Annotated in this window: 10 protein-coding genes; 2 read left to right on the top strand and 8 right to left on the bottom strand. The window is 61.5% G+C overall.

Features of this window, described 5'->3' with window-relative positions; all coding sequences use genetic code 11:
* On the bottom strand, window positions 1-540 hold a 540-nt coding region (locus tag HUK82_RS11265; protein ID WP_176614048.1), incomplete at its 3' end, for a glycerate-2-kinase family protein.
* Between the two features lie 127 nt (window positions 541-667).
* On the opposite strand from HUK82_RS11265, the gene HUK82_RS11260 reads away from it, so the two are divergent.
* Window positions 668-1,675: a YncE family protein gene (locus HUK82_RS11260; protein WP_246495311.1), complete on the top strand. Its 1,008-nt coding sequence runs from the start codon at window positions 668-670 to the stop codon at window positions 1,673-1,675.
* Window positions 1,676-1,690: 15 nt separating this feature from the next.
* Here the strand turns inward: HUK82_RS11260 and HUK82_RS11255 are convergent, their stop codons facing one another.
* The 7 genes from HUK82_RS11255 to HUK82_RS11225 all read right to left on the bottom strand — a co-directional run bounded on the left by HUK82_RS11255 (window position 1,691) and on the right by HUK82_RS11225 (window position 9,614).
* Window positions 1,691-3,067: a hypothetical protein gene (locus HUK82_RS11255; protein ID WP_176614046.1), complete on the bottom strand. Its 1,377-nt coding sequence runs from the start codon at window positions 3,065-3,067 to the stop codon at window positions 1,691-1,693.
* Between the two features lie 51 nt (window positions 3,068-3,118).
* Window positions 3,119-4,564 (bottom strand): glycosyltransferase family 2 protein, encoded by a 1,446-nt coding sequence (locus HUK82_RS11250; RefSeq protein ID WP_176614045.1) that lies wholly within the window; start codon window positions 4,562-4,564, stop codon window positions 3,119-3,121.
* 171 nt (window positions 4,565-4,735) lie between these two features.
* Window positions 4,736-5,518, bottom strand: coding sequence for a succinate dehydrogenase iron-sulfur subunit (locus HUK82_RS11245; RefSeq protein WP_176614044.1), 783 nt, complete (start codon window positions 5,516-5,518; stop codon window positions 4,736-4,738).
* Window positions 5,519-5,567: 49 nt separating this feature from the next.
* Window positions 5,568-7,379 (bottom strand): succinate dehydrogenase flavoprotein subunit, encoded by a 1,812-nt coding sequence (gene sdhA, locus HUK82_RS11240; RefSeq protein ID WP_176614043.1) that lies wholly within the window; start codon window positions 7,377-7,379, stop codon window positions 5,568-5,570.
* A 97-nt stretch (window positions 7,380-7,476) separates the two neighbouring features.
* Window positions 7,477-7,893, bottom strand: a complete 417-nt coding sequence (sdhD, locus tag HUK82_RS11235; RefSeq protein ID WP_373318241.1) for a succinate dehydrogenase, hydrophobic membrane anchor protein — start codon at window positions 7,891-7,893, stop codon at window positions 7,477-7,479.
* A 5-nt stretch (window positions 7,894-7,898) separates the two neighbouring features.
* Complete coding sequence (gene sdhC, locus HUK82_RS11230) at window positions 7,899-8,357, bottom strand: succinate dehydrogenase, cytochrome b556 subunit (protein ID WP_176614041.1); 459 nt, start codon at window positions 8,355-8,357, stop codon at window positions 7,899-7,901.
* Between the two features lie 225 nt (window positions 8,358-8,582).
* Window positions 8,583-9,614: an aspartate-semialdehyde dehydrogenase gene (locus tag HUK82_RS11225; RefSeq protein ID WP_176614040.1), complete on the bottom strand. Its 1,032-nt coding sequence runs from the start codon at window positions 9,612-9,614 to the stop codon at window positions 8,583-8,585.
* Window positions 9,615-9,878: 264 nt separating this feature from the next.
* Between HUK82_RS11225 and zwf the strand changes: the two genes are divergently transcribed.
* Window positions 9,879-11,444, top strand: coding sequence for a glucose-6-phosphate dehydrogenase (zwf, locus tag HUK82_RS11220; RefSeq protein ID WP_176614039.1), 1,566 nt, complete (start codon window positions 9,879-9,881; stop codon window positions 11,442-11,444).
* Window positions 11,445-11,460 lie beyond the last annotated feature (16 nt).

Raw genomic sequence — 11,460 nt, 5'->3', positions numbered from 1 at the left:
GGGAACGGCCCGCGCCAGACCGCCGCCCTTGATACGCGACAGCGTCGGCCGCACGCGGTTCATCAGGCCGATCGGCGCCCCGGCCACAAGCAGCGCGCGGTTGACGGCCTGCTTGTCGGCCAGACTGATCCCCTCGGCCGGAGCGCTCAGCAACGAGGACCCGCCCCCCGAAATCAGGGCCAGCACCAGATCGTCCGGACCGGCCTGCGCGGCAAGCGCCATCATGCGTGCGGTCGCCTGCAACCCGGCCTCGTCGGGGACAGGATGCGCGGCTTCAACGATCTCGATATGGGCCGTTGGCGCCGCGTGACCGTAACGGGTGACCACCAGGCCTTTCATCGGTACGTCCGGCCATGCGGCCTCCAGCGCGGCCGCCATCGCGGCCGAGGCCTTGCCGCCACCAACGACGATGCAACGCCCACGCGGCTTTTCCGGCAGATGCTGCGCCAGACAATGGGCGGGCAACGCGGCCCTGATCGCGCTGTCGAGGATAGAGCGCAGGATTTCGCGACCGCGGGCATCGATGTCGTTCTGGTTCATTCCGACCTCTTTCGGTGCGGTTTATTAGTGGTTTCGCAAGGCGTTGAGACAGCCTAAGAGAGACAGTCTGACGTGCATGGTCGCGAAAAGCGAGCCCGGCACCTCCCTTCTCAAGGCGTTATGCGCGATGAAAGCTACTTTTTTCCGCTCCCTGGTCCTGTCGGCCACCTGCCTCGGTCTGATGACGGCGCACGAGGCACGGGCCGAGCGCCTCGCCTTCGTGCTGAACTCGGCTGATGCGACCATCGGCGAATACGACATCGACACGCAGCAGGAACTCCGGCGCGTGTCGGTCCTGCGCGAGCCGCATCACACCGCCCCGACACCGGATGGAAAATACCTGCTGGTCGGCGATACGGCGGGGAACATGCTGTTCTTCTTCGACGCCCAGACCGGCGACCGGGTAAAGCAGATCCCGATCGTCGATCCCTATCAGATCCAGTTCAGCCCGGACGGGCATTATTTCGGCGTCGCCGGGTTGGCGCGCAACCAGATCGACATCTACGACGCGCGCGACGACTTCAAGCTTCTGCACCGGATCCCGGCATCGTCGATGCCAAGCCACATGAACTTCTCGCCCGATTCGTCAGTCGTCTATGTCAGCCTGCAGGACAGCGGCAAACTGACCGCGATCGAGACCGCCTCGGGCCGCACGCTGTGGACGACCGACGTCGGCTCCACGCCCGCCGGCGTGCTGTGGCATAACGACCGCATTCTGGTCGGCGTGATGGGCACGAACTATGTCGCGGTCGTCGACCCGACGGACGGCCATCTGGAGCGCAAGGTCGAGATGGCGCCGGGACCGCACAACCTGTTCATCTCACCCGATCACAAGCGCCTGTATGTGACGTGCCGTGTCTCGGGGATCATCGAGCAACTGGACTGGGACAGCCTGGCGATCGTCCACAGCTTCAATGTCCCCGGCGGCCCCGACGACATCGTCTTCGCCCCCGACGGCAAGATGTGGGCGACACTGCGCTGGCGTCAGCACGTGGCGGTCATCGACCCGGCCACGGGCACCTACACCACCATCCGCACGGGCCGTTCGCCGCACGGAATCTGGCTGAACACGAATGAGCCGGGGTATCATGTGTCGATGGCGACTGTCCCCCGCCGACAGACGTTTCCCGGCTGACGCCGTTGGCGCTCATCAACGCCGCCAGTCGGCAATCGATCCTTGGCCGTTTGACAGGCGGATGTTGTTGACAACACACGGCGCCTGACACTCGATGACCACCTCGCGGGTACCCGCAGGGATCGATGCTGAGAAAAACCTCATTGCTCGATGTTGAATGCGAAACGACATCATTATTGGTGCCGACGCGATGTCGGCGTCGAGAGCACGCATGTGGAGTGCCTCCGCGAGATCACTCGACTCACTGCCGATGAGCAGCTGCGTATCCCCTGATACAGAAACAATGAGTCGAATGCGCTCATTGACATCCAGTTGCTCCGACTGTTCGGCGCCCCAGGCAGGCAAAGCCGAGAGGCAGAGAGCGTTCGGAGCTCGCGACCCGCTTTCTCGCTCGACGACCGCGTTATCGGACGTGAGAAGGTTGGGGCCATGCAAGAGTGCCAGCGCATCAGGAGACAGATGGCACGCAGCATCCTCGATCAATGGGCGCCATCTGTCCTCCGCCCACTGCATATGTAGTGATGTATAAAGTCGACTATACACCTCCAAATCATTAATTTTTCGAGCGCGCTCCCGAGACTTTCCGCTAATTACATTTCGTTCCGAAAACAGGGCGTTATAGTCTTGCTGAAAGTTCGAGCGATAAAATTTGTCATTCAGAGGGAGCGCCGGGTGGACGAACGTGCGTCCATCCCTAGGGTCAAATTCACGAAAAGAGTAGGCAGGAGCCCAATCGTATTGCGTCAACGAATCACAGTAGTCTGCGATTGACCGGGCAACCATACCGGCTCTCAAAACCTCTTCCACCATGACCGCTTCACCGATCGGCCAGCCATGGAGAGTGTACTGACGTCGCTGCAACGACATCTCGATGCGTCGTCGCACGATATGCAAGGCCGCTCTCCTTGAAAAAAAGGAGATGCAGAAGAGGCCCTTCCTAATGTTCTGATTCGTATCATAATAGCCGATGCAGCCATTCAAATGGCTCCACGTATGATTTGGCCCTTCCTGCGGCAGAAACACCAGATCGATGCCGTTCTCAGCCATATCGTCAAAGATGCTGTCGAGAGAGCAAAAAATTCCTACATCATTCTCAACTGAACAAATATAGTCGTATTCAGAATGATCAAGGATGAACAGGTTCTGCTGATAATCTCCGTTATACCAATAACCTCCCCCCACCCCGGGCATGCCCCACTCGAGACCGAGAGCCTCGACCTTGCTGTAAGGCGTCAGAAAAACACGCTCGGATAAAAGCACTTCATCCGGGATGTCTATCTTGCGATTACTGGAATCGAAAAGAATAAATATATCTGATTCTTGACTAAACCGTTTACACGCTGCGAAATTTTCCGCGACACCCTCATCCCAAAAATGAGTCTTAAAAAGCACTGCTGATTTCTTGGATCGTCGGATATTCCGCATCAGTGCCTCACATATTTTCTAGGAAAGCCACGCCGGGAACCAGCCCGTCATCTTTTGTCGTGCCAAGTACTTTTCGCTGCTCGGCAACATGTGGAAGAAGGAGGCGATTACGTATACGTCCGCCGCAGGAATGCGTCGCGCAGATTGGATGATATCATCATGAGTTTTCATGTTACGGCCCTCGTAAACAAGCCAACTGAGGGCACACACGTCTTTCAGAAACTCGCCATGAACAGGTCGCAGGTGAAAACGCTCCCATTCACCTGGATTATAGCGGTTCAATAATACTGAACCATCATGAGGATTGGCACACAGAAAAATTCCAGCGAAGCTACTGAATGCAAAATTACCCTCATCTGGAAAATACTCAAACTTCATCGGTATATACGGAAGACTAAGTGCAGCCTCACTAACGAAAACAGGACTGGAATCCCGCGCACCCTCTTGAAATATAAATACTACGTTGTCTTCACTGGGACTTTTTACACACAGGATGCGAGCGAGGTCATTGCCATCGACAGCGTCCGGATCTACAGCGACTACAATATTTCTCGACTTATCCATACACACATGTAGGCCAGTCTGTGTACTGAGCTCAAACACCGGCTCACCGAAGACAACTGGCCGGTAGACAGAATGCTGTGACGCGCCACGCGTCTCCCACAAACTCTGCCATATCGAATAATTCAGGATTTTCGTCTGATGCTCATGCTTCAGGATCGAATCGTCAAATACTTTATTGACGTTGAAATGGTCCCAGAAAATCGTCGTCTTATGAATATCGGGTCTATTCTGGAGACGTTTCAGATAATGCTCCATGCTACGGCAGATATAGTGATTAATCTGCGCGCGTCCCCAATTGGGGTTCATGCCCGAGCCTTTCCATTCGACCCGCTTGCCGTCCGCATCGACATATCGATCGTTGTCCACATCCCATCGATGCGGATCGATATAATGGCCGCCAAAGGCACGCGGACGGATGAACGACTTGATCAGATCATTATCGGACAACGTCTCGTCGGACGCATGAAGATAGGCCCGTAGCGGCGAATGGCGCGGCTTGAACGCGTTCTGGTTCGACCCGAAGCATCGCCAGCTCAGCGCAATCCCGTCTGCGTCCGGAAACTCATCCAGGAAGGCGTTCAGAGAGTCGTGGCTTTTGATATTGACGTATTCATCACCATCGAGGGACGCCATCCAGTCGAATTCGGAGCCATACAACGACAGGGATGTCAGATAGCTCTCACGCTGACGCAGGTAAAAGTTGTCTTCGGCAGTATTGGTGCGGTGCGGCCGCACATCGAAATGACGAGCAGCCGCATTGATCAGTTCCCACGTTCCATCCGTCGAGTGGTCGTCGAATATAATGAGGGTGTCGGCCCCAAGGGCCAGATGATAGGACATCCACCACGAGATATCGTCGAACTCATCTTTGACGAACAAAGTCAACGCGCTCTTGGTCATTACGTAGTTCCAGATCGTAGCCGGCAGCAGATCAGGAACGGTAGTCTATCAGTCGTCACTTCTTCAAGATGCGACTTGCCGCGAACGGTCCGTCATCTGTCCCCAAAGTAAAAATCGCCGCCGCGACAGGGTCGTGGCGGCGATGATCACGCAACGCATGTATAACGGTCGTCAGACCTTGCGTTCGAGCTGCAGCTTCTTGATCTCCGCGATCGCCTTGGCCGGGTTCAGACCCTTCGGGCAGGTCTGCGTGCAGTTCATGATCGTGCGGCACGCATAAAGCTTGAGCGGATCTTCGAGCGCATCCAGACGCGCGCCCTTGGCTTCGTCGCGGCTGTCGGCAATCCAGCGATACGCCGCCAGCAACGTGGCCGGGCCGAGATAGCGGTCGCCATTCCACCAATATGACGGGCACGAGGTGGTGCAGCAGAAGCACAGGATGCACTCCCACATTCCGTCGAGCTTGGCACGCTCTTCCTCGCTCTGGCGTCGTTCGGCATCCGGCGGGGGTGCCGTGTCGGATTTCATCCACGGCTCGATCGAGGCAAGCTGCGCGTAGGCACCGTTAAGGTCCGGCACCAGGTCCTTGACGACCGGCATGTGCGGCAGCGGCGAAATCGCGACCGCTTTCTTGACGTCCCGGATCGGCTTCAGGCACGCCAGCGTGTTTTCGCCGTCGATGTTCATCGCGCACGATCCGCAGATGCCTTCGCGGCACGACCGGCGGAACGTCAGCGTCGGGTCGACCTCGTTCTTGATGTGGATGAGGGCGTCGAGCACCATCGGCCCCATCTTGTCGAGATCAAGCTCATAGGTGTCCACGACCGGATTGCTGTCGTCATCCGGGCTCCAGCGATAGATGCCGAACGCCTTGACGTTCGTCGCCCCGGCTGGCGCGGGATAGGTCTTGCCTTTGCCGACCTTGCTGTTTCGGGGCAGTGTGAATTCGACCATGGGTCTCGTCCCTGTTCTCGCGTACGCGTTCGGGCGTTTCGCCTCTCGTTCAGTAGACCCGCTTTTTGGGCGGGAAAACCTGGACCTCGTTCGTCAGAGTCTGCATGCGGACCGGACGATAGCTCAGCGTCACACCGCCCTTGTCGTCCAGCGACGCGACCGTGTGCTTCATCCAGGTCTTGTCATCGCGATCCGGATAATCGTCGTGGGCGTGCGCACCACGGCTTTCATGGCGGGCAAAGGCGCCCTCCATCGTCACCGTGGCATTGGCCATCAGATTGTCGAACTCCAGCGCCTCGACCAGATCGCTGTTCCAGATCAGCGAACGGTCGGATACGCTCATGTCCTTCGATCCCGACCACAGGTCACGCAGTTTGCCGCAGCCTTCCTCAAGGCTCTGCGAGGTGCGGAACACGGCCGCGTGCGACTGCATCGTGCGCTGCAACGTCTCGCGCAGATGCGCCACACGCGTGCCGCCCTTGGCGTTACGAAGCGCGTCGAACCGGTCGAGCGCCTTTTCGCCCGCGCGCGGCGGCAGCGGAGCGGCAAAATCCGACGGCTTGACGACTTCCGCCGCCCGCCGCGCCGCAGCACGACCGAACACCACAAGGTCGAGCAACGAGTTCGTGCCCAGACGGTTCGCGCCGTGCACAGACACGCACGCGGCCTCGCCCACGGCCATCAGGCCCGGCACGATCGCATCGGGGTTGTCGGCGGTCGGTCGGACGACCTCGCCATGATAATTCGTGGGAATACCGCCCATGTTGTAATGCACGGTCGGCAGAACGGGCACCGGCTCCTTGGTCACGTCGATGCCCGCGAACACGCGCGCGGTCTCCGAAATGCCAGGCAGACGCTCGTGCAGCAGGTCAGCGCCCAGATGCTCCAGGTGCATCATGATATGGTCCTTTTTCGGACCACAGCCGCGCCCCTCGTTGATTTCGATGGTCATCGAACGCGACACGACATCGCGCGAGGCAAGGTCCTTCGCCGTGGGCGCGTAACGCTCCATGAAACGCTCGCCCTCGGAATTGGTCAGATACCCGCCCTCGCCACGGCAGCCTTCGGTCAGCAGACAGCCGGCCGGGAAAATTCCGGTCGGATGGAACTGGACGAACTCCATATCCTGCGTCGGCACTCCCGCGCGCATCGCCATGCCGCCGCCGTCACCGGTGCAGGTATGGGCGGACGTGCACGACTGATAGGCACGGCCGTAACCACCCGTCGCCAGCACCACCATCTTGGCATTGAAACGGTGCATGGTGCCGTCTTCCAGACACCACGCCATGACGCCGCGACACGCGCCTTCCTCGTCCATGATAAGGTCGATGGCGAAATATTCGACGAAGAACTCGGCCTTGTGCTTCAGACACTGCTGATACAGCGTGTGCAGAATGGCGTGACCGGTCCGGTCGGCGGCGGCGCAGGCGCGCGGCACAGGTGCCTTGCCGTAATCGCTCATGTGGCCGCCGAAGGGGCGCTGATAGATCCGGCCATCCTCGGTGCGCGAGAACGGCACGCCGAAATGCTCCAGTTCCTGCACGGCGGGCACGGCCTCGCGGCACATGAACTCGATGGCGTCCTGGTCGCCCAGCCAGTCGGACCCCTTGACGGTGTCGTACATGTGCCAGCGCCAGTTGTCCTCGGCCATGTTGCCAAGCGACGCGCCGATACCGCCCTGCGCGGCGACGGTGTGGCTGCGGGTTGGGAAGACCTTGGTCACGCACGCCGTGCGCAGACCGGCCGCACCCATGCCCAGCGTGGCGCGCAGACCGGACCCGCCGGCACCGACCACGACCACATCATAGACATGATCGACGATGCGATAGGCACCGGTCGAAGGAGAAGAAATCGCGTTCATTCGTCAACGTTTCCCGATTCTGTCCCGCCCCCGGAGGAAGACGGTCAGGTTCAGTCGTTGCCCGGATCGACGTCCGGGCGGAGAGCGTCCCTTAGGCTCAGGCGGCCGGCGCGCGCGCCGAGGCGAACATCAGCCGGATCACCGCCAGAACGGCAAACAGGCCAAGCAGCAGCGCACCGACCTTGATGGCCAGCCGGACCGGCAGATGCGCCCTGCCATGCACGTAGTCGTCGACGATGACCTCAAGGCCCAACTGCATGTGACGGAACGTCAGCACCATCAGCGCAATCAGCATCGTCGCATTGACCGGCTTGCCGCCCCAGCGCACGACGGTTGCATGTTCGCTGCCGGCCAGGCGGAAGACCTGCACCACGAACCAGCCGGACAGCGGCACCAGCGCGATCGCCGTCACGCGCTCGGTCCACCAATGGGACACACCGCTGCCCGCGGCACCCAGTCCCTGCGCGCGCGAAAGCTGCGAGCGCATGGTGCGGACACGCAGGTCCGAACTCATGTCGTTCATGACGTCACCTTGCCTTTGCGCGACGATGCCACCGCGAACAGCGCGCCGACCAGAGCAGCCGTCGTCGCCAACGTCGCGATCACGGTCTTCTTGCCGTCCTCGTTGATTTCCGCCTTGTCGAAACGACGCGCGCTGTCCCAGATCAGATGGCGGATGCCGGCGATGAGATGATACACCGCCGCAAGCGACCAGCCCGCCAGGACGAGGCGACCCAGCGGATGCCCGGTGACCCGTTGCGCCCTGGCAAAGGATTTCGGCCCATTGGCCGCCGCCGACAGCCACAACACGCCCAGCGCCGCACCTCCGGCCGAGACGACGCCCGCCGCACGGTTCGCGATCGAAAGGAACATCGACAGGCGGAAACGGTATACCTGCAGATGAGGCGACATCGGACGCCTGATCAGGCTGCCGTCGCTTCTTTGGCCCACATAGAGTGCTTCACGAACGTCCTGCATGACTGCGTCGTCGTCCCCCGTTTTTTTGACCGTAGTGGCGGTTTACCGCCTTTTGCCCTTACGTCTTCCGGTCCTACGCCCCGAGGGACGGGGGGTCAACGCACCGCCCCGTACACGAGCCCGCGAGACGGACCACAGGCCCGCATGGCACCCCTGCGCGGGGGGCAAATCTGTTGCTGCCGCGAAGCGAACGGCAGCAGGGAAAACCGGTCCGTGGGCGTAGCGTCAGACCTTCGCGGCGGGACGGATCAGATCGAGCGCAATCATCGTCTCGGCGATCTGCACGGCGTTCAGCGCAGCGCCCTTGCGCAGATTGTCCGACACGCACCAGAACGCCAGACCGTTCGGCACGGTCGGATCGACACGCAGGCGCGAGACGTAGCTGGCATCCTCGCCCACACATTCGAGTGGCGTGACGTAGCCGCCGTCCTCGCGCTCGTCATGCAGGATGACGCCGTCGGCCTCGCGCAGGGCCGCGCGGGCGCGGGCCAGATCCACCGGCTCCTCGAACTCCACATGCACGGCTTCGGAATGGCCGATGAACACCGGCACGCGCACGCAGGTCGCGATCACGGCGATATCAGGGTCGAGAATCTTGCGGGTCTCGACGGTCATCTTCCACTCTTCCTTCGTCGCGCCGTCATCCATGAAACGGTCGATCTGCGGAATGCAGTTGAAGGCGATCTGCTTGGTGAACTGCTCGATCTTGGGCGGATCGTTGACGAAGAAGCCTTTGGCCTGGGCGAACAGCTCGTCCATGCCTTCCTTGCCCGCTCCGGCCACGGCCTGGTACGTGGCGACGACGACGCGTCGGATGGTGAACAGGTCGTGCAGCGGCTTCAGCGCCACGACCATCTGGATCGTCGAGCAGTTCGGATTGGCGATGATCCCGCGCCGCGCCTTTTTCAACGCGTTCGGATTCACCTCGGGCACCACCAACGGCACGTCGGGCTCCATGCGGAAATGCGACGTGTTGTCGATGACGATGCAGCCCGCCGCCGCGGCCCGCGGCGCATGCTTGGCCGATACCGCGCCACCGGGCGAGAACAGCGCGATGTCCCAGCCGGTGAAATCGAACGTGTCCAGGTTCTGGACCTTGAGCACCTTGCGGTCCCCGAACGAGACCTCCTGCCCGGTGGAGCGCGCCGATGCGACGGCCGCGATCTCGTCAATCGGGAAAGCGCGTTCGGCCAGCGTCTTGAGAATCTCACGCCCAACCGCACCGGTTGCGCCTACGACGGCCACGCGATAGCCCATTGTCCAGTCCTCGTCCCACGTCCCCTGCTGGTGAAACCCGCGCGCGATGGCGGCGCAGGGGCCGTGGCGTCATTGCGTCAGCCCTGCCATGCGCTCCGGGCAGGAAAAGCCCGGACTGCTGCTCTAGTCCTCCCCGGAGCGGCGCGCAAGAAAACGTGTGGCCGCATGGCTGACACCTGGCCCCGGTTGCGCGTTGGTCGGAGGACGCGCGACAGTACGCGCCGACGCCGGGCACGGCCCGGACGCACCAACGGAGAGTGTGCCATGTCCTTTTTCCGCGACGTCTCGTCCCCGGCCCGCGCGCGCCACGCCATCTCGGCCTCCGGTACCAGGGCGGCCCCCGCCTGTACGCTTGTGATTTTCGGGGCGTTCGGCGACCTGACCAAGCGGCTGCTGATGCCCGCACTCTATAATCTGGCGGGACAGGGGCTGCTGGATGACAAGTTCAGGATCATCGGGATCGACCGTGTCGAGTCCACGACGCAGGCCTGGCACGACGGCCTGACCACCACGATGGACAGCTTCACCACCGACCGCAACGCGGAGTTCTACACGCCCGAGATCGACCAGACGACATGGTCGTGGCTGCTCGAGCGCATGGACTACACCCATGCCGATTTCACCGACGAGGCACAGTTGCGCGACGTCGGTGCCACGCTGAAAGGGCCGGCCGTCTTCTATCTCGCCGTACCGTCACGCTTTTTCGCGACCGCTGTCCAGACACTGGGCAAGGCCGGTCTGGTGGACGAAACCGACGGTTTCCGGCGCGTGGTGATCGAAAAGCCGTTCGGCTCCGACCTCGCCACGGCGGAGGAGCTGAATCGGACGGTGCTGTCCGTCGTCTCGGAAGAACAGGTCTATCGGATCGACCATTTTCTGGGCAAGGAGACGGTTCAGAACATTCTGGCGATGCGGTTCGGCAACATCCTGTTCGAGCCCCTGTGGCGCAGCGAGTATATCGATCACATCCAGATCACGGCGGCGGAAACCATCGGCGTGGAGGGGCGCGGCGCGTTCTACGAACCCACCGGGGCGCTACGCGACATGGTGCCCAACCACCTCTTTCAGCTGTTTGCCATGGTTGCGATGGAGCCGCCCAACTCCTTCTCGGCCGACACGGTCCGCACCGCCAAGGAGCAGTTGTTCGAAGCTGTGCGGCCAGTCCGACCGGAGGACGCCGTGCGCGGGCAGTACACTGCCGGCACGGTGGAAGGGCGCAAGGTGATCGCCTATCGCGCAGCCGAGGGCGTCGCCCCGGACAGTACGACCGAGACTTATGTCGCGCTGAAGCTGCATGTGGACAACTGGCGCTGGTCGGGCGTGCCATTCTACCTGCGCACCGGCAAGTCGCTCGGCGGTCGGCGCACGGAGGTCGTGGTGCAGTTCCGCAAGCCGCCACTGGAGATGTTCGCGCGCTCAGGCGGCGAGACCGACGCGCCCGGGCCGAACCGCATCATCCTCAACATCCAGCCCGAGGAAGGCCTGACCATCGAGATGGCCGCCAAGCACCCCGGGCCCGAGATGAACATGGCCCCGGTCGCGGTGAAGTTCCGGTACGGCGATGCGTTCCAGCAACAACCCAATGTCGGCTACGAAACCCTGCTCTATGATTGCCTGACGGGGGATGCGACCCTGTTCCAGCGCGCCGACAACATCAACGCGGCGTGGCGGGCGGTCGACCCGGTGCTGACGGCCTGGGCCGCCGATCCCTCGACGCTCGAATGGTATGCGGCCGGCGAGACGGGGCCCAAAAGTGCCGACGAGCTTCTGGCGCGCGACGGACGCAGCTGGTACCCGCTTGAACGGCCGGAAAAGCCCGACCCGGCCTGAGGGCCGGATCGCGGCT

Source organism: Ameyamaea chiangmaiensis (assembly GCF_013376175.1).
Lineage (GTDB): Bacteria > Pseudomonadota > Alphaproteobacteria > Acetobacterales > Acetobacteraceae > Ameyamaea > Ameyamaea chiangmaiensis.
The sequence above is the reverse complement of the archived record's forward strand: the minus strand, read 5'-3'. Positions and strand labels throughout refer to the sequence as shown.